This window comes from Streptomyces sp. NBC_01216 (assembly GCF_035994945.1).
Lineage (GTDB): Bacteria > Actinomycetota > Actinomycetes > Streptomycetales > Streptomycetaceae > Streptomyces.
Genome location: NZ_CP108679.1, coordinates 1 through 21,756, shown reverse-complemented (window position 1 = coordinate 21,756; position 21,756 = coordinate 1). Strand labels below are relative to the sequence as shown.

Below are 21,756 nucleotides of genomic sequence, written 5' to 3'. Positions count from 1 at the left end.
GCCAAGGGCGGAGATGCCGTCGGCCGGCGCCACGGCGCGGGGGTGCCTCTATGTCTTTCGTCAAGGCGCCTGTGTCGGGTTTCGGGTGGTTCGGGCTCGCTGAGGTTAAGCGGCGAGTTCGACGTCCGTCGGTGTCCGGGATTCGTAGAAGGTGCCGTCGCGGAGCATGGCGAACAGGACGCTGATGCGTTGGCGGGCGAGGCGGAGGAGGGCTTGGGTGTGGGTCTTGCCACGGGCTCGTTGCTTGTCGTAGTAGGCGCGGGAGGCCGGGTCGGCGTTCATGCAGGCGAAGGCGGAGAGAAACATGGCCCGTTTGAGCTGCCGGTTTCCGCCTCGGGGTGCGTGTTCGCCGTGGATCGAGGTCCCGGACTGCTTCGTGGTGGGGGCGCGAGGCCGAGTTCTACGACTACGCCACCAAGCGGGACAAGAACCTGCACCGCTACCGCTGCCCGGCCGAGCTGCCCGAGAAGGTCACGGAGCAGACCGCCGCCGCCGCGCTCGCCGCCCACCAGGTCCTCGGCTGCACCGGATACTCCCGCTCCGACTTCATGGTGGGCGACGACGGCACGGTGGTGTGGCTGGAGGTCAACACGCTCCCGGGCCTGTCCCGCACCGGGAACCTCGCGACCATGGCCGAAGCGGCGGGCATCGACTACGACCAGCTCATCCGCCTGATCCTCGCCACCGCCACTGACCAGGGGTACCGGCCGTGAGCGGGCTGACCGCCCGCGACGTCGAGCAGGCCGCCGCCAACCTGGCCCCGGTCGTCTCCCGCACCCCGGCCCTGTCCGCGCTCTGCCTGGACCAGGCCGCCAGGTGGCCGGTGGTCTGCAAGGCCGAGAGTCTCCAGCGCACCGGCTCGTTCAAGTTCCGCGGCGCCTACCACCACGCCTCCTCGCTGCCCGCCCGCGAGCGGGAGAACGGTCTGGTCGGGGCCTCGTCCGGAAACCACGCCCAGGCTCTCGCCCTGGCCGGACGCCTCCTCGAAGTGCCGGCCACCGTGGTCATCCCGGCCGACGCGCCCTCCCCGAAGGTCGAGGGGGTCCGTGCCCTGGGCGGCCGGGTCGTCACCTACCAGCGCGGCGCCGACGACCGTGATGCCCTGGTCGCCGAGATCGCCGCCCGGGAAGGGCAGGCGGTCGTGCCGTCGGCGAACTCGCGCCACATCATGGCCGGGGCCGGGACGGCCGCGCTCGAGCTCCTCGCCGACCATCCCGAGATCGGAACGCTGGTCGTGCCGGTCGGCGGCGGCGGTCTCGCCGCCGGGACCGCCGTGATCGCCAAGCACCTCAACCCCGCCGTGAAGGTGTACGGCGTCGAACCCGAGCAGGGGGCGGACACGCTGCTGTCCCTGAAATGCGGCCAGCGCATCGCCCTCCCGGACCCGCCGGTCACGATCGCCGACGGCCTCGGGCACTTATGCCCGGCACCGCTGGCGTGGGCGGTGAACTCCACGCTCCTGGACGGGGTCGTGGCCGTCACGGACCGGCACATCACCACCGCCATGGCCTTCGCGTTCCGGCACCTGAAGGTTGTGGCCGAGCCGTCCGGCGCGTGTGCCCTGGCCGCCGTCCTCGCCGGCCTCGTCCCGCACGAGTCCGGCACGATCGGCGTCATGATCTCCGGCGGCGGAGTGGACCTGCCCACCTTCCACCGGCTCATCACCGACACGACCGCCCGGAAGGAACCCGCCCGTGCCTGAGCCGTTCCCCACGATCACCCAGTACGCCAGCCCCGACCTGATCCATGCCATCGCCTACGAAGGCCACGACCCCGGCAACGATCCCCGCTGGGCGGAGTCCGGCGCACCGGACCAGACCACCTACTCCCGCTGGTGCCGGCACATGTGCGGGATCGCCTGCCTGCGCATGGCACTCCTCGCCCGCAACGGCCACGCCCCCACTCTCTTCGCCCTCCTCGACGGAGCGCGGAAGTACGGGGCCTACACCGAGGACGCGGACACCGGCGCCATCCGGGGACTGATCTACGCCCCCTTCGCCGACTACGTCCGCGACGCCCACGCCCTGACCGCCGAAGTCCACCGGACGCTCCCCGTCCCCGGCCTCCTTGACCTGCTCGACGCCGGACGACTCGCCCTGGTCTCCGTACACAAGGAGATCCGGCGTCCCGACCGCTCCGCCCCCGGCAAGGGCGGTCACCTCGTCCTCGCCACCGGCCGAACCGGGGACACGATCCACTTCCGCAACCCCTCCGGCGACACCGAGCAGACCCGTTCCGCGGCCCTGTCCGTTGGCGTGTTCGCCGGCTTCTACGCCGAGCGCGCAGTGAGCATCACCTGAAGTCCGGGCGCGGGAAGCAGCTGCGCCGCCATCACAGGCGCTGCTCACAGCAAGGCCCCCGGCTGATGCCGGGGGCCGGTTTCGTAGCTGCTCAGCCCCTGTTAACCCCATTGGGTCCAACAGGTCTATGAGTCAGGGGTTGAGGTCGAGGACGCGGACGGGCTCGCCCTCCCACCGGCCGGGAGTGGTGGTGGCGACGACGGCGCCGTCGGGCCGGTCGGCGGTGGGCTGGGCGGCGTGGTGGGCGTGGGCCTGGGCCTGGGCCCAGGTGTCCTGGCGCGCGATGTCCAGGACGGCCGGGAGGTCGAGGTCGAGGACGGTGATGCCGGGCAGGGCGGCCAGGTGCTCGGCGGTGCCGGGGCGGGCCCGGTCGGCTTCGACGAGGGCGCAGGCCGGCGCGTAGAGGTACCAGTCGGGCTGGGCGTGGGCGCGGTTGTCCTGTCGCAGCGCAGGTGGCAGTTGACGTGACGCTGACTTGCATAGGTGCCAGATGTTCTGGGACTGCGGGCCGGTGACTATCTCAAACGATCTGGCTCTCGCGGAAGTGACGAGGGCGCCAGGTGGCCCGTCCGTTGTCAGTGGTGCCTGGCAGGGTGCTCTTCGTGAACCTTGAGAAGTTCTGGGAACTCGTGGAGACCTGTCGCCGCCAGACGCAAAGCAGAGATGCACGACTTACATGGCTTCGTGAGGATTTGTCGCGCAGGCCGCTGGAAGAGATCGTTGAGTTCCAGATGTGCCTGGACCAAGTGACCCGTCAGGCTTTCTCCTGGGAACTAGTGGCTGCGGCGGAGCGGATCTTCGGTGGCCGGTGTTCGGATGACGACTTCTGCTACTTCGGCCTCTGGATGGTCGGGCTGGGCAAAGAAGCCTTCGGGCGAGCCGTGCTCGACCCTGATGCTCTGGCTGACACTCCTGATGTCCTGCGCCTGGCGGGGCGAACTTGGAGGTCCTGGGGCGATGACTGGCCCGGTTGGGAATCGCTCGACTATGTGGCGTTGGAAGCATTCGGGCTTGTGACTGGGGATCCCGACGAGTGCGGGGATGCCTTCTATGCGGCGGTGCGGACCCGGCGGGGCGAGCACGCGGTCGGCCAGGGCCCGGCCGGGAAGCGCTGGAACGTCTGGGATGAAGAAGAAGCGGCTCGCAGGCTGCCGAGGTTGAGTGCGTTGTGGTAAACCGGATCTTGTTCGAGTGGCAGCGGGTGATCATCTGGACGGAGGTTCGGGTGCGGTCGCGGGCATGAGAGAACGGGCCCCTTGGTAGTGACGCGGTTACGACACCAGCACGACCAAGGAAGCCCGTTGCCTGATCAGTTGAGCAGTATCTCTGTGCATGCGTCCACCGCGGTCACCCTTGGGTGTGACTGCTACGTGCACCGGTTCGGTTCGATCGCTCCGGGACGGCGGGCAGGCTGCTACCCCAGTGACATGACGGATGCGGAGTGGGCCGAGGTCCGCGCCGCGATGCCGGTGCCGGCGTGGCTCCTCAAGCTGGGCGGGCGTCCGGAGGCGTTTTGCCACCGCGAGATGCTTGACGCGGTGCGCTACCTCGTCGACAACGGCGTGAAGTGGACGGCTCTGCCGGTCGATTTCCCGTACTGGCGGGCGGTCTACGACTTCTTCCGCCGCTGGCGGGCCTACGACTACGCGCGTGAGCTGTACGAACGCCTGCGACGTTCGGCGAGGGAACGTTCAGGCCGCAACGCCGAGCCCAGCGCGGGAGTCATCGACAGTCAGTCGGTGGACGCCTCCGAGACCGTCGGCGAGGACAGTCGCGGATACGACGGCGGCAAGTCACGTGATGGGCGCAAGCGTCACATCCTGACCGATACCGAGGGTCTGCTCCTGGAGGTGACCGTGACCACGGCCGATGTCCACGACTCCAAGGCCGCCCCCGCCCTGCTGGAGACGTTCATGGACCACCCGGGTCGGCTGCTGAAACTGGTGTGGGTCGACAGCGCCTACCAGGGCTCGGCCCTGGCCAAGGCGTTCGCCCGTCACGGAGTCCGGATCGAGGTCGTGCGCCGATCCGACGGACACCGCGGATTTGTCGTACTGGCCCGCAGATGGGTCGTGGAACGAACGCTGAGCTGGCTCTCCCGCTCACGCCGCCTCAACCGCGACCACGAACGCCGCCCCGATCACCACCAGCAGATGGTGTGGTGGGCAGCCACGATCAGGCTGTCGCGCCAGGTGGCCGGCGATGCCCCGCGCTGGCCGGAGAAGCGTCCCGGCCGACGGCCCCGGGCACAGGCATGAACCGTCCATTCTTCTCCCGCACCAGCCAGCCCCGCTTCTCCAGCGCGTAGGCACGGTGACGGATCTTCTCCACCTCGTTCTTGATCTCCGCCTCACGGCCCACCACGCGCGTCAACTCCACCCCGCTCACCGGCCCCGAAGCGGCCACCACCGCGGCGAACACCTCCCGATACAGGCCGCTGAGCACCTCCTCGCCCATGCCCGACCGCCACACCGGCGGCCGCTCGCCATGCACCGCGTCGGAGCCGCTCGAACCCATCACGGCAGCCGCCTCACCACCAGACGCCACGGAAGCCGGCGTATTCACCGCACTCTCCTCGGCCAGCACCGACACGAGCTCCTCACGCCCCACACGGGCCCGCTCGACTCGCTCTCGCGCAGCATCCACCTCCGCCTGAGCCTGCTCCAGGACCTCCGTCCAGGACTCCAGCTCCTGCCTCGCCCGCGCCTCACGCCGTTCCATCAACCCCAGCACCGACGGCATCGCGCCCTCCTCGATCCACAACAAGCCGTCCGCTGCCTGCCCCTACCCCTCCGCGAACATGCCCCGCACACGAAGAAACCCCTGCTCATCGAACAGAGACTCCCTTTGCCACAACGCACTGAGCATCATGTTCCCGCTCAGCGCCGACGCATGAGGCGCGACGAGTAGGCATTGTTGCTGAAGAGCGCCGGGACTTTGGTGTTCTCAACGGGCTTGCTTCCACGGAAGCGTGTGCAGGTCAGCTGCCTTGCTCTTCCGTGAAGCTGCCCATGGTCTCCCGCAGGCGGCGCCGTGCTGCATCCAGACGCTCCGCGTAGTCAGCGGCGAAGATCCCGGGAAGCGCCTTGTCCAGCATCCCCGCGAGCTTGTGGATCGGGGCCCAGGCGGCTGGGTCGTCAACCAGACGACTGAGGTCCGTCATCTGAACTCGCTCCAGCCAGTCCGAGAGGACGAGTGCCTCGTCGGGGGTGAGCTTGATGGTGATCTCCGTGCCGTCCACGAGTCGAACTTAGCCCGGAGCCTCACGGAAGTCTCGTTCGCGATAGAGACAGAAGCGCCGGTAGAGGGGGTCCTGGGTTCCGAGGGTGGTGTAGATCCGCGCGAATCGTCGGCTCAGCTCGGCGGTCGTCGCAAGATAGAGCTCCTTGGGATCGAGGGCAGTGGTGGGCGGGTCGAGGATCAGGTGCGTCAGCACCACGACTTCGGGGAACGCCGCGAGGTGGCTGCGGTCCTCAGCCGAGATCTTCTTGCTGACCGCGAGAGCTTCGACTCGGTCGAGGCGGTCGGTCCACTCCTTTCCAAGATCGATCGGCATTCCGGAGGCGGACCAGTCCTCGACGATTCTCCGTGCCAGGTCGAGGGCTTGTCGGACCTGGCGGTGACGGCGGGCGAGCTGGTCGAGTCGACGCTGGGCCTCGATGACTTCCGGCAAGGAGACGAGCGGGATGTCGTGAGTGGAGCGGGTCCAGAGCTGATGCCGCAGGCAGAGGTGGACGTGGGCAGGCGAGAGGGTGATGACCACGGAAGCGGTGAGGCTGCGGCGGGCTGTGCAGCAGCGGCAGGGGCGGCTGATCAGCTGTTCCGTTCGCCGCCCGGGAGCATGCGGGCTGAGGAAGTCGGCGAGCGCGGGCAGGGCCCGGGCGAGCTGGGACGTTGGGCGCCCGGAGAGTGTGGCCAGGCGTTCAGGCGAGTGGGGAGTCCAGCCGGCCGTGGTGTTGCTGAGCGGGGAGAACTCCAGCGGCAGCGGTCCAAGGAGGCGGGCGAGGAAGCCCGCGGGACGGTTGTTGGCGACGGCCAGGCGGTGGAGATAGGAACCGACGGTCTCGTTGTGGATGGGCCCGAGAGCGATGGGCAGCTGACGAAGTTGGTCAGGCTGCGTCGACATCCGGCCTCCGGCGGCGGGGGCGACGGTTGCGGCGGTGTTCCTGGCGGGCGTCCTCGGCAGTCTGGTCGACCTCGATGGTCTCCAGAGTCTTGCGGGTGATGGCCTCGCTGCCGTTGATGATGGCCTCAAGGGCGGCGCCGCGGACGAGCTGGGAGAGGCTGCCGATCGCGCCGTCAGTGCGTTCGTGGAGGTAGCCGTCGAGTTTGACCAGGCTGCCGGGCTTGTGCCGGTGGAGTCGCAGGGCGTCTTCGAGCGAGGCGACCAGGTTCCGCCAGTTCTGCCGCTGCCCGGTGGTGCCGTAGGCGAACGGTTCGGTCTCGGTGACGGTGTATCGGCCAGCGATCTGCTGACCCCGGACCCCGCTGAACAGGCCGCTCGCGGCGACGTCGATGCCGGCGAGCACGAAGGTGGCGGGGATCCGCTCGGACAGGTATTTGAGCTGGTCGGAGGCTTCGGCCCCGGTCTGGGTGGCGAGGTTGAGGTTGTGGATCTCGTCGACGAGCGCGAGTTCGACACGCATTTTGATCAGCAGGTCGCAGACGGCGTTGGTGATGGAGGTCTGGGTCTCCTGCCGGACGACGGGAAGGCCGAGGAACCGGGCGAACTCGATGGCGAGCATCTTCGGGGTGGCCCGGGGCGGGACGGTGACGTAGACGACCGGCAGTCGCCCTGCGGCGGCCGAGCCGAGCCGTTTGCGGACCAGAAGTTCATGGTTGCGGCCGAGCTGGGCGATGGCGGTCGTCTTGCCGGTCCCGGCCTGGCCGGTGACGATCAGCCCGCGGCGGCCGGAGATCTGGTGCCGGTTGAGCAGGACCAGGCGCCGTCCGGTGGTGAACACGTTGCGGACGGTGGGGGTGGCCACGATCACGAGCCGGGAGTGGTAGTCCAGCCGGGGCTCGTTGTAAGCGAGACGCTTCTCCTCGGTGAGGGCCTTGAAGGCCCGTGGCGAGAGCATGGCCGGGCAGACCGGGGCGTCGTCGACGAACTGTCTCCAGCCGTCCTTGGTGGTCAGCGGGTTGTGCTCGTCGTCATGGGTGTCAGGCGGAGTCACCACAGCGGGTTTCCTTCCTCTTCCAGGGGGTTGAAGACGCCGAACGGGGTGACCGGCGCATCCTCCGGCCCTTCGGTCTCGCTGTCGTCCGCATCGGCGGACCGGGCAGGCGGGAGTGTGGGCCGTGCGGGGGCCTCAAGGGATGCCCGGGTGCGGGCCATGACCTGTTCCGATCCGGCCGGCGGCTTTCCCGACCTGCGCAGAAGCTTGGCCAGGACCTGGGCGATGGCGGTCTCGCTGGTGTCGTCGCGGCCTTGGTCGGCGAGAAGTTGGCGTGCGTGGCGCCAGGTGAAGTCGGCGAAAGGGGCCCGGACCATGGGCAGGTGTGTCCACAGGGCTTCGATCCATCGGCGGCTGTCGCTTCGCCGTACCCAGACGCGGGAGACGTCGTAGGGGTCGTAGTGGACCTCCCACAGATCCTGCTTGCCCGTCACCCCGGACGGCTGCCTTCGTAGCCGGTTGAGCTCGGGGCTGTCGTAGGTGCGGTAGTTGACCTTGATGCCGTAGTCGTTGACGGCCCTCCAGACCGCGGGTAGCAGCTCGATGTAGTCCGCCGCCGACAGAGCGACCGGCAAGTATCCGGTGCGGGCGACGGCGATGGCGTACGACTCGTTCGGCGACAGCGTCCGCCCCGCCATATAGGGGTTGCGCAGACCCTCGTGCGGACGCTGCTGCCAGCAGATGATCCACTCGTCCAGGAGATCCTGGAGCTGGGCGAGGGTCCAGACCGCCTCGGAGGCCGGATCGCTGCCGCGACGGGTGACATCGGAGCCGGTGTAGCCCGCGACGTACTGGCAGAACAGTGAGTTGATCGACGCGAACGTCCTCTCCACGATCGCCTTGTCCGTCGGGGTCCTGGGCCTCGCGAGCTGCAAGGAGATCCCCAGCAGCGAGCAGGCGGAGGAGAACGTGTCGGAGACGAACACCTTGCCGTGGTCGATGACGATGGTGTCCGGGACGATGACCGGCTTGGCCGCGGCCTTCTCCAACCGCGTGTCCACCGCCATGAGCCGCTGGTGCGGCAGGACCGAGTCCGACATCGCCAGGGTCTGGCTCCAGCCCGGCCGCATCGGCTCGGGAACCAGCATTCTCGCCAGCAGCACCGCGGCGTCGACGCCTTTCGTGCCCGCGGGCCTGAGCAGGGCCGCGCAGATCGTGCGTGTCGTGACATCGACCGCGATCGTCAGTTCCGGGCGGGCCACGACTCCGTCGTCCAGCACCGCCATCACGTCCAGCCGCGTGGAGTCGATCTGCACGATCTCCCCGGGGCGGGCGGCCATGGAGGGAGTGAACGGCCCCACGGGCCGACGCGCTCGCTGGCGGCGGACCGTGGCCGAACCGAAGGACTCGTTGTTCCTGGCGAGGCTGTTCACCAGCCGGTAGAAGGTCGCCCTCGTCGGCAGGAGCTTCACCGCTTCCTCGCCGTGCTTCGCGGCGAGGATCTGCTCGGCCCGCAGCATGAGCCGCTTGCGATCCCCCGTCGAAAGGTCCGTCTGCCCGGCCAGGGCCTCGGTGACCGCCTCGACGACGCGCTCGTCCGTCCTTCCCGTGCCGGGGACCGGGGCCGGCGGTTTCCGGGACCGGCCGTCCACCAGCCCCCACAACCCCTCGGCCTCGTAGCGCTGCCGCATCCGCAGAAAGGTCCGCTTGCTCATCTGCTGCCCGCCGGCCGCCAGCTCGGCCACCTTCGCAGCTTCTCGCTCCATCAGCGTCCGCCAGGCCGGGTCGTACTCAGGCCGAGGAGACGTGCCTTCCGGAGCATCCGGAGGCAGCCCGGTCAGTACTTCCACCACGTGCTGTTCCCAGAACCGGGCCTGCTCGACGGCCGCCGTCGGCAACGCGTCCACCAACGCGAACGGCGGCAGGACTCGTTCCGGAACCGCCTCCGGCCCACGGTCCAGCACCTCGAAATCGGCGGCCGCCATCACGTAGCCGGCAGCCATGACACTGGTGTCGCCCTCGTCGCTGAGCAGCCGCAGGGTCATTCCATCCAGGCCGATGATCTGCTGGTTGTGGCCCTCGAACCGAATCCGGTCCCCGACCCGCAGAACCCCGCGTGGCGCCAGTTCAGCCATGACTCGCCGCCGCGCGGCCGATCACGGCGCCGTCTCCCAACGGCACCGACAGGTCAAGACGCAGGTCACCGCACCACAGCAGGTGGTAGAGCGTCGGCAGGACGGACAACGGGTCCCCCACTGCCTCGGCGCCGTCCATGAGCAACCGCGGGTCATCAAAGGCGTCCATGAGGCGTTTCGCGACGTCGCCGACCCGGTTGCGTGGATGCCGGTAGCCAGACAGCCAGCGAACGTTGGTCATCTCCACCGGATCGGGCTCGTGCACCAGGGCGAAGGACCAGCAGCCCATCTCCTGGCATATCGCTTCGGTCGCCGAGAACTTCACCGCGTCCTCCGGGCCGACCCGGTCCGCCGGCCGGACATCGACGACCAGGCCCGAGCCGTCCTCCAGCCGTGCAAAGTAGTCCGGCGTATGCGAGATCCGGTGCTTCTCCCCCTGCCATGTCACCCGGAACGGCTGCGAGGCCAGCCCCACCACCCTCCGGTCATGGTCAAGGAGCATGGCCCGGTCCCGCTCCAGCCACGACTCGAACCCCACCAGCGACTGCGTCGTCGCCGCCCAGTACCAGCCCGTGAAGTGCCGCTGCCCGCGGTACGACGTGAACCGCCGCACCGGAAGCACCGACTCGAACCGAACCCGGGACACCGCCTCCAGCACGGACCTCCGCAGCCCGCCACCCTCACCATCAGCCCACTCGACATCGACCAGACCCAGATCCATCGCCACCCCCGGCTCCGCGTACCTGCCGAAACGACCGTGACAGGTACCGCGAGAACCAGACCAGGAAAATGAGATCAAACCCCACGTATGGGGCAAACGTCGCCGCTCAGCGCGCGACACACTGAGAATCCGACAGCGCGAACGAGAAGCGGTGAGAATCCGACAGCTTCAATGCGACAGGACAGCGGTGGATGAGGCCCTGTTCTCCCGAAGCTACGGTGAAGTGACAAGTAGCTCTCTGCAATCAGAGTGACGCTCGGTCAGGATAGCGGGGCGGGGTCCGGGGACTTCGCCGACCTGGAGGACGGCGAAGTCGGCGTGGGCCTGCTCGACGGCCTCGGGGTACGCCTCGCGCTTGGCGTGTGCGGCGAGCGCCCGGTAGATGCTGGCGACGGAGGGGTTCTGTCCTTTGCGCTTGCCGGTGGGAATGATCAGGTCGGGCTGGATCTGTTCGACGGACTCGCCGCCCGCGCGGCGCCGGAGCACGGTGTGGAGCATGTCATCGGTGATGACCGGGGGCCGGCCGCCGTGCTTGCCCTTGCGGGCCGCGGTGTCGAGTCCTTCCAGCGTGGACTCGCGGATGTTCTCCCGCTCGGTCTCCGCCATCGCGGCGAAGAACGCGAACAGGAGCTTTCCGGGGCCGGTGGGGTCGTAGATGCCGGGCAGGGGCCCGGCGAGCATCTCCAGGACCAGGCCGTGGGCGGTGAGGTGGTCGGCGAGGGCGGTGAGCTCGGCGGCGTCGCGGCCGAGCCGCTTCATCTCGTACACGGTGAAGATGACCCGGCAGTGCGGGGCGTGCGCCTTGACCTCCCGCGCCGTCCGCAGCGCCTCCTCGAACTTCGGCCGGACCCGAACCCGGGTGCTGATCTTCTCGCTGAAGATCTTGTCGCGCGGGATGCCGTGCTTGGCGAGCGCGTCGAGCTGGGAGTCGAGTTCCTGCCCGAGGGTCGAGCACCGCGCGTACCCGATGCGGATGTCCGCGCTCGGCAGGTCCGGGTCGATCGGCGCCGGCGGCGGAGTGCCCGGCCGCCACGGCCGCCCCGGGCCGCGGTCGGCGGGGGTCGGCACCCGCAGCGCCTTCTTCAGCCGGGGCACCATGGTGAAGCGGCGGGTGTGGTAGGCGGAGGCGACCGCGCCGCCGCGCGAGCGGCACGGCGAGCCGGGCTGTGCGTCACACTTCGGACAGGCGTGCTGTTCGACGTCGTCCGCGGCCGACCGGTCGGCCGGGGAGGGCTGCTGATGGTCCGTCATGGGCCCGGATTTTCGCACAATGCAAGTCTCAGAAGGGGGCCCGTCCCGCTTTTGGGTGAGAACGGGTTCCGCGAACGAATCCGGGTCCGGCGGGGGTACGGCGGCCCATTGTTGATCTTGCTCGCGCAAAGGAGCTCGGCGTAGGCCCTCGGCAGGAACAGGCTGCCGCCGGAGCAGGTCATCAGCTCCAGCGGCCGGGTGTTGGCGATGTTCTGGCGGCGGTCGCTGTAGGCCGCGGTGAACTCTTCCCACGTCAGGTCACCGGGCAGTCCGCGGGCACCGATGCGCTGCCAGCTGTCGTTCCACTCTTCGTAGTGCCGCTGCTCCTGGTGCTGCTGGCGGGCGTCCCAGTACATCCAGGAGGCGATCTTCTCCCGCCAGTCGGCCCGCCCGCGCTCCTCCAGGTCCTGGTCGGCACGCTCGCGGAAGGGCGGCACCTGGAACTCGACGACGTCGCCGAGGTCCACGCGGAAGTCAGCGAATGCCTGGGCAGCGCGTCGGATGTCCCGTTCGTCGTACGTCCACTTCGACCTGTTCTTGTAGCAGCGGATCGCGATGTCGCCGATGACGACGTGGCCGTGCTGGCGCAGCTGCACCATGTGCACGAGGTCGTCCAGGTCGAGCGGGAGGGCGGAGCCGGCGGAGATCTCCGCGAAATAGGTACGGGCGAGCCGGGGGCTGATCTGGGCCATGCCCGGATGGTGGCAGCGGGGTCTGACAGCACCCGCCGCACACCCGCACGTGCGAGCGGATCGCCGTACGGACACGCGAATTCGGCTCTATGCGCCGTCCTCGAAGCCGCGGTCGAAGCCCTTGAGGACCGGGTCGAGCTCGGCGGCCGCACCGCACAGCGAGCACAGCCGGACACCCGGCTGCTGCGCCACGTCCAGGGCCCGCCCCACTGTCAGCACTGGTACCCCGGCCGGGGCCTCCTCGCAATCGACGGCGTGCACGACACCGCCCCGGCCGGGACCGCGGCCACGGGCCTTCGCCAGCACCCAGCCCGACGGGCGGCGCGGCCCGAGGACCTGGTCCACGAGCGACGGCTTCGGCAGGTACTCGGTGGGCACCTGGTCGTACGCGACGCCGTCCACGGGCCGCACGTGGTCCGGAGCGCGCACCCAGACCCGGTACTCGGCAGGCTCCACCGAGTCGTCGGGACCATTGCGGTACGCCGGGAGCCCGACCTCGTACAGCCAGCCGTCGGGCGTCTGGCGCCGGGACCACAGGCGGGCAACGACCTCCTGGTCCCCGGGCAGCAGCACCCGGATGGGCACCGGCTCGGGGGCGGAGGACGTCGTCACGCCTCCCACGGTACGGACGGGCGCCTGACCGCCGCCGATCGGCACGACCGGGGCAGGCGCCCGTCCTCCGTCCACAGGCCGGCCGTGGCCGACTGGACGGCATGAGCGATCACGAGCAGCAGCAGCCGGCCCCGCGCCGGGGCAAGGTCCTGGAGGCCCTCGCGCGGGCGGAGCGGAAGGTGTTCACCCGGCCCGTGCCGAAATCCGCGAATGCACAGGTGAAATTCCTCCTCACGCGGGTGAAGGGGTCGGCCAAGGCCCTGGCGGAGCGTGTGGGTACCTCGACCCGCACGATCGAACGCTACCGCGCCGGGAAGCTGAAGACCCCGCAGAAGCGTCTGCAGGCCGCCTTGGTGGAGGAGACGGAATCTGAGTGGCAACCGCAGGTCAGAGCGCAGGCACGTGAACAGGCAGCCACCTCCAGCGGCATGATGGTGGAGGTGACGGCGTACTTCGGGTTCACCGGCAAGGGCAGCTCGGACGACGGCCGCGAGCGCCAGATCACCACGGCGATCTCGCCCACCTACGCGAAGCGGATCCTCGAACTGCAGGAGGCCGGCGCGACGGAGGAAGAGCTGCATTCGGTCGTCGCTGAGGCCATCACGGAGTCGTATTTCACCGACTGGGGCACCCGTGCCGCTGGCCTGCGCGCGGATTTCACACACGTCCAGGCAATTAGTTTCCGGTTCTGACTCGCCTGAATTCACGACCTGCTAGAAACGTATTCGGCGGGTCGTCGCACAGTGCTCTGACGGCGGCCCGCTCCCGAATCCGCACCACGAATACGAGGCCGAAGATGACCACGCCCTGGCCGCCCTCGCATACCCGCCGCCCGCTCGCCCCTCGCGTCGCCGTGCCCCGGGAGCCCGTCGACCCCGCCCGCATCGGCCGCCGCGTCGTACGGCGCCAGGCGAAGGGTATGGACGCGGCCGCCATCGCGGCGGCCCTCGAGGACGCCCGCTTCGACGCGCGGCAGGCATCCCGGCACGAGGACCTCGCCGGTGACGAACGCGGCCGGGCGGAGCTCGCGGAGTGGGAGCGCCTGGACCAGCTGCTCGCCGCCGCGCCGGCGGGCACCGTCTACGACCCGGACACCGACCCCGTCGTCCAGGCCGAGCTCGCCGCCGACGCCGCGGCCGCCGCCGACCGGGAAGCCGCCGTGCGCGAGGCGCAGCGGGTCGTGGCCCGCGCCGACGAGCTCCAGGCGCTGCGCGAGCTCGGCGCCCTGGAGCAGACCGAGCCCCGCGACAGGGACGAAGCCGCCCGGGACGAGCTGACCCGGCGAGCCGGCAGGTACGTCCGGGCCGACGTCGACGACTGGCTCGCCCACGCCCTGGCCGCGCACCGCGGGCACCACCGCGACCCGGCCGCCCGCGAAGCCGCCGCCGGCCTCCTGCCGCCACCGGTCCTCGCGCACGCCGCGCTGCTCGCCGAACTCGCCCGCCTGGTCCCCGGCGCCGCCGTCGACGAGCTGGCGTTCGCGGCCCGGCTCGCCACTGTCCTGTGTCATTGATCCGGGACCGATTGCCACTGAAGTTGGACCACTCACGAGCAGCCAGGAGATCTGCCGTAGGGAGGGGGCATCCGGAAGGGTGCCGCGGTGACGACGTACGGCTGGCTGAGCCCGGATCCACCGGCTCGTTTCGTGAGTGATCGTTTTCGGTGATCGAGGCGATGCGTCTGGCGGCGGGCATGGGGTGGCCGCTGGTCTGCCCAGCTTTTCCACATGTCCACAGCTCTCGGGCCCTGGCGGGCGGGTCAGATACGGGCAGGTCAGGTCGGTTGGGGCGGGGTGTGCAAGGTGTTGAAGAGGGCTTCGAAGGCGTCGTGCCAGGGCCAGCGTTCGGGCAGGTGCAGGGTGAGCCGGCGGGCCGAACGGGCCAGACGGGCGGGCACGTTGACCAGGTGATCACGGATGGTCGCGCACGTCGCGCGGGCGTGAAAGGTGCCGGCGAGCGTTCCGCAGGCGCGGGTCAGGTTGAAGGCGAGGGCGGCCAGCGCGAGCCAGGCGGCGTTCGCCTGGAAGCTGCCCGAGGGGGCGTGTGCGAACGGGCCGTTCTTCAGCTCGGAGATCACCTGTTCCACGATCGCGTGGCGCCGGTGGTCACGCTCGGCGTCGATGAGCGGCAGCGTGCTGTCGGTGAACGCGGCGTGGTAGCGCCAGGCGGTGAACAGCTCGCCCTGGCCCCCGGGCACGGTCGCGGGGTTCAGGCGCTTGACGCGTCGCACGATGAGACGGGCGGTGACCTGCTGCTTCTTCGGTTTCGAGGTGAAGGCGGTGTACTCGATCTCGGCGATCTCGGCGTCCGATATCCAGCGTTCCTCCTCGCTGTCCCACACCGCCTTGGGGTACTTGATCGGCGTCCAGGCCGTCTCGTCGATAGCGGCGATGGCCTGCTTGACGGAGGCGTTCATCCGCACCGTGACGGAGAAGCGGGCGCCGAGCGCGCGGCAGGCGGCGATCACCTCGGCGGCGTAGTAGGCCGCATCCGCCCGCACGGTCAGCATCCCGGTCGCACCGGACGCGCGGGCGGTGCGGACCGCCTCGGCGGCGAACGAACCGGCTCCGCGCACCGAGTTCACGCTGCCCTTGCGCAGCCTGGTTGCGGCGATCACCGGGGCGGCCAGCGGCGTGGACAGCGTCGCGATCAGCGCGTTCAGGCCCTTGACCTTGTTGTATCCGTAACCGGTGCCCTGTTTGGCATAGCCGTGGACCGGCTTGATGGTGTCGTCCAGATCGAGGTAGGCGACCGTGTCGGCGCCGGGCAGCAGCGGGGTGTGCGCGGCCAGGCGAGGCAGGAACCGGCGGGCGACGGCGTGCAGTTGCTTCACGTGCCCGTGGGTGAAGGACCGCAGGAAGCTGCCGAGGGTCGACGGGGCGCGGACCCCGGTGAACAGGCGCCGCATCGCGCCGTGCCGCAGCCGGTCCATGTCGTCGATACTGTCCGCGCCCGCGGCCATGCCCGCGATGAGCGCCATCGACTTGGCGGCCGGGAAGGAACCGGTGCCGTTCTTCGAGGCCGGCAGCCGCATCATCTCGCCGACCAGGCCGGGCAGGCCGCACCGCTCGGCCAGGCGCACCAGCGGCGCGAGCCCGCCGTACGCGATCAGATTCGGATCATCGAACCGTGCGGAGACCTTCGCCGCGGCATGGGAAGATTGCATCTCAGAAGTGCCCTGTTGGTCGTGCGTGCTGGAAGCGTGAGAACTCCCATCATCGCAGGTCACAGGGCACTTCCTCGTTCCCGGCAACGTCACCGCCGCACATCAACCGGTGGATCCGGGCTGAGTTTGGACGATGCGCGTAGTCAATTCGGGTGAATCCCGCATCCGAGGTGCCGGGGGGAGGGGAACGTAGCGGTGCCGGATTTTCCGGCATCTTCGTACCGGAGGTAAAACCTATGCCCCTTCGTCCTGTCCTGGCCGCAGCGGCTGGGGCCCTGCTGATCACCGTGTCGGTGCCGAACTCCGCTTCCGCAGCGACCGGCGAGTTCCAGTACCGAGGTCCGCTCCTCGGCTCCCACACCCTCATCGACCCGCCCGACGAGGAGTGCATCAACATCGGGGAGGCCACCAACCTTCTCCCGGCCCAGTCCCCGCGGAACCTCACCACCTCGACCGCCACGGTCTTCCTGGACTTCGACTGCGACGGTGACACCTTCACTGTCCTGAACCCGGGCCAGACCGGGGGGCTTCTGGTCAAGTTCCGGTCGGTCGTCTTCAGCTGACTGCCCTGACCGGTAGGCCCTGAGCGGGCACCACCCGGTCACCCTGCACCCATCTCGAAGGCCACTCCAGAAGCACCCCAGCGCCACATCGGCTGCGGCTGCGCTCACACGTCCAGCAGCTTGTACGACGACGCTGCACCACCTCTGGATCGGACTGGAGCCCCGGCACAATGTCTGGGGCTCCACACCAGCGGCTGCGTCTCGTGCTGACCTGCGGCTTCCAAACAGTCCAACTTCGCGGTCACGAAGTTCGGTTGTCCAACTTCGATGGCAAACGAGCCAGGTTCGGTGTCGGAGAACAGCCACCACCGAGCCCGAAGCCGCCGGAGCCCTCGCCGCGTTCCTTGCCCGCGCCCGCCCCGCCCGCTGATCACCAAGGGTGACTGTCACGCTGTCACGCCCGTGTGTCACGCGCCCTCGTTCCGGCTGTCACGCTGGGGTGTCACGCTGCCACTCGGGCCCAGAATCACGGGGCTAACCCCTGGATCTCGGCCTTGCACGAACAGCGTGACATCCCGCCGGGCGTGGTTACGGAAAGCAACCGATACCCAATTCAGCCGGAGCGGTCCCCGGCCCCCGCCGCGCCCGGATTGCGTTCTCCGACTCCGCCGCCAAGCAGCTGGAGAACATCACCAGCGAGGCGGAGATCCACGCCCTGGACCGCGCCCTGGTCGTCGTCTCCGTCGAACCCGACGTTGGCGAGCCGATCCCCGGCGACACCGCCGGCCCCCAGCTGCGCGAGTACGCCGACGAGGTCGAGCGCGTGCGCTTGTTGTACTGGGTCACGGCCTTGAAGACCGTGGTCGTGGTCGCCTACCTCGAGGTCTGACCCGCGACGTCCTGGACCAGGCCGGCCGCGTCCTGCTGGCGCGGCCGGCCTCTGCGCGTGTCCGCCGTTTGGTGAGGGATCGGGTCCGTCGGTTGATGAGGGATCGCTCGCGTACAAGGAAGACCTAGGTCCTGTCTGAAGTCCAGATCATGAATGTGTGGGATCGCCTGCGCGCGACGGGGTGTCCTTGGTAGTCAAGTGGCCATGGCGCGAGGCGATCTCACCGACGAGCAGTGGTCCCTGATTGAGCCCCATCTCCCGATCGCCGCGGTCGGGCCTATCCCCGACCTGCGGAAATACTTCAACGCGGCGATGTGGCGCTTTCGGACCGGCAGCCCGTGGCGCGACCTGCCGGAGGAGTTCGGCCCCTGGCAGAGTTCCTACGACCGCTTCCAGGTCTGGGCGAAGCAGGGCATCTTCCAGAATCTGATGGAGATGGTGATCGCGGAAGCTGCCGCCCGCGACCAGGTCGACCTGGGGCTGGTCAGCGTGGACTCGGCGACAGCACGGGCACACCACCATGCCGCCGGGATGATCCTGGATCCGGAGCAGCTGGCAGCCCTGGAGGCGGCTGTCGAGGCCGAAAAGGGGTTTGGTGGAAGGACAACAGCCGCAAGACCGGCAGGAAGAGGACCCCGCCCGCGAGGAGCGACGCCGGGTTCGCCGACGGTACCGGATCCGCTTGACCGCCGCTGACCTGGGGCGTTCGAGGGGTGGGCTGACCAGCAAGATTCATCTGGCGGCTGACCGGCGCTGCCGTCCGCTGGCGTTCGTGCTCACGCCCGGGCAGTGCGGTGACAGTCCGCAGTTCGTCCCGGTGCTGGAGAAGGTGAAGGTCCGCGGGCCGGTCGGGCGCCCGAGGACCCGGCCGGACGCCATAGCCGGCGACAAGGCGTACTCGTCCCGCAGCAACCGTGCTCACCTGCGCAAACGCAACATCAAGGCCGTCATCCCGGAGAAGAAGGACCAGGCCGCCAACCGGAAGAAGAAAGGCCGCAAGGGAGGCCGCCCCGTCAGCCACGACTCCGCGCTCTACAAGGAGAGAAACACCGTCGAGCGGTGCATCAACCGTCTCCGAAACTGGCGGGGCATCGCCACCCGCTACGACAAGACCCCAACCAGCTACGAAGCCGGACTGCACCTGTGCGGTGCGATGCTCTGGCTCCGCAGCATCACACCGCCCTCATGATCCGAACTTCAGACAGGACCTAGGACTGACTGACCAGATGACGACGAGCGCGCCCTTCCCACCCGCCGTAGGCGAAGTACCGGAAGTACAGCCGGGCACTCCTCGCCCGGCGGGCTCGCACTCGCCTTGCACCCCATTGGTAGGTACTACAGGTAGTACCTATGTGCGGGTTGTAGATCTCTCCCCCTGAGGGCGAAGCTCGCTGTGCGGGCACACACCACCCGCCACCACCTGCACCGAGGCCCACCCCGCCCATCCGGCGCACATGATCCTTCCCGGCGCTGTACGGCCGTCTGCGGCGTTCTGACGCCCTTCCGGCTCCCGAGTGACGATCAAGGCCCTGAAAGGCGCCCACAGCGGCGCACAGCGCTTCCAGCGGCGGTGAAGCGCCCTGCCCCTCGGCGACAACTCCACGATGGGCGCCACGCCCTCGCTCCTCGGTCGCCGCCTTCTGCTGCTCCCGGCCCGAGCTCTACTCTCAGGGGGAAGGAGACTCAACCCGCACGTAGGTACTACCTGTAGTACCTACCAATGGGGTGCAAGACGCGCTCCGCCCTCGCCAGGCCGCGGCCGTCGGCGGCCCGTCGCCCGGCCGGGTGCAGCGCCTCGTGCTGCTCGGCCGCCGACGTCCTGCTGCTCCTGGTGGTGAAGGGTGCAAGACGCCTGCTGCACGCCCTTGAGGAGTGCAGCGCAGCATTCGCACGGCCCAGGCGGCACACGGGTGCTGCTCGGGTAGCAAGGCCGCCCTAACCCGGGCAGCACGAGGCGCAGCAGAGCTACTCGGTCCGCTGCCGCTTTGTTCTGCTGCTCCAGAACAAAGCGGTTCACCTGGTGCTACCGCCAGCTCGCGCCGGCCTGCACGGAGCCGATGACGCCGTGGCTCGCGTTTGTTCTGCTCCTCCAGAACAAAGCGGTTTAGGTAGTGCTACCGGCAGGAGTGCGCAGGGCATGAAGGAGGCGCCGCACCAGGAGGTGCGGCGCCTTGGGCCTTCGGTGGGGCGGTTCAGCCGGTGGCGGCCAGATTGGCGACCTGGGCGGCGAACCGGGCCCGGCGTTGCTCGGTGAAGCGCTCGGGTTCGGAGGCTTTGATCTCCGGGATCGGCATGGGGTAGGCCACCTTGCCGTCGGTCAGCACCGGGTGAAGTTGGTACAGGGCGTCTTCCAGGCTCCAGGCAAGCCCGCACTCGCGGAGCTCCTTGAAGCCGCGGTTCACGGTGGGCTTGCTGGCGCCCAGCTCGCGCGCCATCTCGTTCTGGCTGATCGCGGCAGTGCCGGTGTCCGGGTTGCTGAGGTACAGCAGCTCGTCCAGGACGCGACGGCCGGCGGTGGAGACGTCGACCAGGGACAGGATGCGCAGGGCGTCGCGGGTGAGCGTGACGGGCGCCTCAGAGGGAGGGCTGGGGACGTAAGAGCTGCTCACGGAGCCTCACCACTTCCGATCAGAACGACGCTGCCACAACGAGGATATGCCGCGCGGGATCACGCGCTCGCCTTGCGCACGGGCCGCCGCTGGCGGAGCGTGACGACCTTCTCCTTGCGGCGGGCGGCCTCGGCGGCCTTCTTCTCCGCCTCGCGCGCCCGGCGCCACTCGGTGGGGTAGTCGGCGTGCGGAATGATGCAGGCCGGCCCGTCGGCGGCGTTCCAGAGCTTCTGCCACTTCTCCTGCTCGCCGGAAGTGCCGGCCACCGTGAGCCACGGGTTCAGCTGGAGGATGCCGCGCTTGGCGGTGCGCATCCAGCCGATGTGGGCGAAGAACTGGCTGGCCTCGCTCACCGAGGCCACCGACAGGTTGCACCGGGCCTGGAGGTCGCGCTGGTTGGTCTTCACGAAGCCGCGGGGGACGTCACGGTCCTTGTCGTTGGCGCGGTTGGCGTCCTGCAGCGCCATGAGCTTGCACCAGACCTGGAACCAGGAGCCGGGCATCTTGAGGCTGCCGAGCACGTTCAGCAGCAGCCGGGCGTCCAGGACGTAGCCGCTGACCTCGGCGCTCGCGGCGAACTCGCGGCCCTGAATCTTCTCCACGCCCAGGATCAAGCCGCCCTTGCCGTCCGACCGCGCGACCACGCGCTCGCCGGGGCGGACGATCGGCAGCTGTTCCATCGGCACTGTCCTCCAGAGATGATCAACGGTTCGGTGAGCACGGTAGCACTAGGTAAACCGGCTTGTTCTGGAGGGGCAGAACAAACGGTGCCTCACAGTCACCTAACGACCCGTCAGGTTCAGGGTGACTTTGTTCTAGATCTCCAGAACACTCGGGAGCCGTTTGTTCTGGAGATCTAGAACAAACGGTTTCGCATCATCGCAGGTCAGAGCCGTTTTCAGCGGTGCGCCCTCTTATGTGTCTTTAGACACCGGCCACCACCCAGGCCCCTGCCACCACACCGCGCACCGCGCGGCAAAAACCGCTGGTCACGGCGGGCGCGTCGCCGCTGGTGACCTGCGGATCGTGGGGGCCGGCCTTCGTGGCTGAGCTCGCTTCGCGTGCGGCGCCGTCTCCGGGTGCGGGCCGGGGACAGCAGCAGCGGCTCTGAGTCTCGGGTGGTACCAGCCATGACGATCAAAACCCCGGAAGCGTGGCTGGTCCCGGCGGGCGGTTCCGCCGCCCGGCCCTGGAGGGCCGGGCGGCTCCGCTACCTCCGCACGTCGAAATTCCGGCTTTCCGATATCTGAGGTTCCGTTCTGTGGCGCAGGTCCGCAGCTTCCCAATCTAGGATTCCTCGCGTGAGTGGTTGGCAGAATTCGCGGGCTGACCGTCTATCAAAAACCGCGTCCCCGCCGGGTGGTTGGGGGGTGTCCTGTGTTTCCGCCAACGGTACATACTGCATCTACCGGATGCATCCGATACACTGGAACCCACACGAACGAGCGACCCCCACCCCCTCGTAGCCAGCCAGGCCCGCGCCAGCGGGCCCCAACGGTTCTGGAGGCGCAGCCGGAAGGACCGTTGGGCGGGGGAGCGCAGCGGACCCGCCGGGAGCGGCCCCGCGCTCCCCCCAACTCCCGCACTAGAGGCCCCACTAGCCGCACCGTCACCCCCCGAGCGGCCCGGCCGCGCGATGCGCGGCCCGCCGGGCGCGCAGCGGCCGGCCCCACCGGTCCCTGGAGCGCAGCGGAGGGGACCGCCCGTGCTCCGCACGGGCCAGCGGGAGCGCAGCGACCGCTCCGCTTGCACATCGCGCAGC

22 protein-coding genes and 2 pseudogenes are annotated in these 21,756 nt (G+C 69.2%); 10 read left to right on the top strand and 14 right to left on the bottom strand.

All coding sequences use genetic code 11. The annotated features are described in order from the left end of the window. Positions 1 to 105 precede the first annotated feature (105 nt). Positions 106 to 387, bottom strand: a pseudogene (locus OG393_RS34290) (transposase); the annotation flags it as partial. Here OG393_RS34290 and OG393_RS34285 point away from each other — a divergent pair. From OG393_RS34285 to OG393_RS34275, 3 genes are read left to right on the top strand one after another with little or no spacing between them, the layout of a single operon-like run. Beyond that, positions 339 to 713: a hypothetical protein gene (locus OG393_RS34285; protein WP_327378974.1), complete on the top strand. Its 375-nt coding sequence runs from the start codon at positions 339 to 341 to the stop codon at positions 711 to 713. The pseudogene OG393_RS34290 and the gene OG393_RS34285 overlap by 49 nt on opposite strands. Then, positions 710 to 1,702, top strand: coding sequence for a threonine/serine dehydratase (locus tag OG393_RS34280; RefSeq protein ID WP_327378973.1), 993 nt, complete (start codon positions 710 to 712; stop codon positions 1,700 to 1,702). Before OG393_RS34285 ends, OG393_RS34280 begins: the two co-directional genes overlap by 4 nt. Beyond that, positions 1,695 to 2,300 (top strand): peptidase, encoded by a 606-nt coding sequence (locus OG393_RS34275; RefSeq protein WP_327378972.1) that lies wholly within the window; start codon positions 1,695 to 1,697, stop codon positions 2,298 to 2,300. The genes OG393_RS34280 and OG393_RS34275 overlap by 8 nt, the downstream gene beginning before the upstream one ends. Positions 2,301 to 2,432: 132 nt before the next feature. On the opposite strand, the gene OG393_RS34270 is transcribed toward OG393_RS34275, so the two are convergent. Then, positions 2,433 to 2,792 (bottom strand): hypothetical protein, encoded by a 360-nt coding sequence (locus OG393_RS34270; protein WP_442817453.1) that lies wholly within the window; start codon positions 2,790 to 2,792, stop codon positions 2,433 to 2,435. A 68-nt stretch (positions 2,793 to 2,860) separates the two neighbouring features. Here OG393_RS34270 and OG393_RS34265 point away from each other — a divergent pair, with 68 nt between their 5' ends. After that, on the top strand, positions 2,861 to 3,475 hold the full coding sequence (locus OG393_RS34265) for a DUF4240 domain-containing protein (RefSeq protein ID WP_327378971.1): 615 nt from the start codon (positions 2,861 to 2,863) through the stop codon (positions 3,473 to 3,475). Between the two features lie 252 nt (positions 3,476 to 3,727). Next, the gene (locus tag OG393_RS34260) at positions 3,728 to 4,558 is read left to right on the top strand and encodes an IS5 family transposase (protein ID WP_327372459.1); all 831 of its coding nucleotides are present in this window, start codon (positions 3,728 to 3,730) and stop codon (positions 4,556 to 4,558) included. On the opposite strand, the gene OG393_RS34255 is transcribed toward OG393_RS34260, so the two are convergent. From OG393_RS34255 to OG393_RS34215, 9 genes are all read right to left on the bottom strand, one after another. Next, complete coding sequence (locus tag OG393_RS34255) at positions 4,476 to 5,042, bottom strand: hypothetical protein (RefSeq protein WP_327373031.1); 567 nt, start codon at positions 5,040 to 5,042, stop codon at positions 4,476 to 4,478. The genes OG393_RS34260 and OG393_RS34255 overlap by 83 nt on opposite strands. Positions 5,043 to 5,280: 238 nt before the next feature. Next, on the bottom strand, positions 5,281 to 5,541 hold the full coding sequence (locus OG393_RS34250; protein ID WP_327374962.1) for a hypothetical protein: 261 nt from the start codon (positions 5,539 to 5,541) through the stop codon (positions 5,281 to 5,283). Positions 5,542 to 5,550: 9 nt separating this feature from the next. After that, a complete protein-coding gene (locus OG393_RS34245; protein WP_327374961.1) occupies positions 5,551 to 6,426 on the bottom strand; it encodes a TniQ family protein in 876 nt (291 codons plus the stop codon). Further along, positions 6,410 to 7,477 carry a TniB family NTP-binding protein gene (locus OG393_RS34240; RefSeq protein WP_442817452.1) on the bottom strand — a complete coding sequence of 356 codons (1,068 nt, stop codon included), beginning with the start codon at positions 7,475 to 7,477 and terminating at the stop codon, positions 6,410 to 6,412. The genes OG393_RS34245 and OG393_RS34240 overlap by 17 nt, the downstream gene beginning before the upstream one ends. Further along, entirely contained in the window at positions 7,474 to 9,552 is a 2,079-nt protein-coding gene (locus tag OG393_RS34235; protein WP_327374959.1) for a Mu transposase C-terminal domain-containing protein, read from the bottom strand. Before OG393_RS34235 ends, OG393_RS34240 begins: the two co-directional genes overlap by 4 nt. Continuing rightward, positions 9,545 to 10,273 (bottom strand): TnsA-like heteromeric transposase endonuclease subunit, encoded by a 729-nt coding sequence (locus OG393_RS34230; protein WP_327378422.1) that lies wholly within the window; start codon positions 10,271 to 10,273, stop codon positions 9,545 to 9,547. The genes OG393_RS34235 and OG393_RS34230 overlap by 8 nt, the downstream gene beginning before the upstream one ends. 213 nt (positions 10,274 to 10,486) lie before the next feature. Further along, a complete protein-coding gene (locus OG393_RS34225; RefSeq protein WP_327378970.1) occupies positions 10,487 to 11,524 on the bottom strand; it encodes a recombinase family protein in 1,038 nt (345 codons plus the stop codon). Beyond that, positions 11,521 to 12,216, bottom strand: a complete 696-nt coding sequence (locus OG393_RS34220; RefSeq protein WP_327378969.1) for a hypothetical protein — start codon at positions 12,214 to 12,216, stop codon at positions 11,521 to 11,523. The genes OG393_RS34225 and OG393_RS34220 overlap by 4 nt, the downstream gene beginning before the upstream one ends. An 87-nt stretch (positions 12,217 to 12,303) precedes the next feature. Next, complete coding sequence (locus OG393_RS34215) at positions 12,304 to 12,828, bottom strand: DUF6233 domain-containing protein (RefSeq protein ID WP_327378968.1); 525 nt, start codon at positions 12,826 to 12,828, stop codon at positions 12,304 to 12,306. Between the two features lie 101 nt (positions 12,829 to 12,929). On the opposite strand from OG393_RS34215, the gene tpg reads away from it, so the two are divergent. After that, positions 12,930 to 13,520 (top strand): telomere-protecting terminal protein Tpg, encoded by a 591-nt coding sequence (gene tpg / locus OG393_RS34210; RefSeq protein WP_327378967.1) that lies wholly within the window; start codon positions 12,930 to 12,932, stop codon positions 13,518 to 13,520. Between the two features lie 104 nt (positions 13,521 to 13,624). Beyond that, complete coding sequence (locus OG393_RS34205) at positions 13,625 to 14,341, top strand: hypothetical protein (protein ID WP_327378966.1); 717 nt, start codon at positions 13,625 to 13,627, stop codon at positions 14,339 to 14,341. Positions 14,342 to 14,601: 260 nt separating this feature from the next. Here OG393_RS34205 and OG393_RS34200 read toward each other — a convergent pair whose 3' ends face one another. Beyond that, positions 14,602 to 15,993 carry an IS1380 family transposase gene (locus OG393_RS34200; protein WP_327372736.1) on the bottom strand — a complete coding sequence of 464 codons (1,392 nt, stop codon included), beginning with the start codon at positions 15,991 to 15,993 and terminating at the stop codon, positions 14,602 to 14,604. A gap of 236 nt (positions 15,994 to 16,229) precedes the next feature. On the opposite strand from OG393_RS34200, the gene OG393_RS34195 reads away from it, so the two are divergent. The 3 genes and pseudogenes from OG393_RS34195 to OG393_RS34185 all read left to right on the top strand — a co-directional run bounded on the left by OG393_RS34195 (position 16,230) and on the right by OG393_RS34185 (position 18,574). Next, entirely contained in the window at positions 16,230 to 16,556 is a 327-nt protein-coding gene (locus OG393_RS34195) for a hypothetical protein (RefSeq protein WP_327378965.1), read from the top strand. A 544-nt stretch (positions 16,557 to 17,100) separates the two neighbouring features. After that, a complete protein-coding gene (locus tag OG393_RS34190) occupies positions 17,101 to 17,385 on the top strand; it encodes a hypothetical protein (protein WP_327379084.1) in 285 nt (94 codons plus the stop codon). 204 nt (positions 17,386 to 17,589) lie between these two features. Then, positions 17,590 to 18,574, top strand: a pseudogene (locus OG393_RS34185) (IS5 family transposase). A 1,003-nt stretch (positions 18,575 to 19,577) separates the two neighbouring features. On the opposite strand, the gene OG393_RS34180 reads toward OG393_RS34185, so the two are convergent. Both OG393_RS34180 and OG393_RS34175 read right to left on the bottom strand, forming a co-directional pair. Then, positions 19,578 to 19,994 (bottom strand): helix-turn-helix domain-containing protein, encoded by a 417-nt coding sequence (locus tag OG393_RS34180; RefSeq protein ID WP_030791302.1) that lies wholly within the window; start codon positions 19,992 to 19,994, stop codon positions 19,578 to 19,580. Between the two features lie 59 nt (positions 19,995 to 20,053). After that, positions 20,054 to 20,674 carry a hypothetical protein gene (locus tag OG393_RS34175; RefSeq protein WP_030791300.1) on the bottom strand — a complete coding sequence of 207 codons (621 nt, stop codon included), beginning with the start codon at positions 20,672 to 20,674 and terminating at the stop codon, positions 20,054 to 20,056. Positions 20,675 to 21,756 lie beyond the last annotated feature (1,082 nt).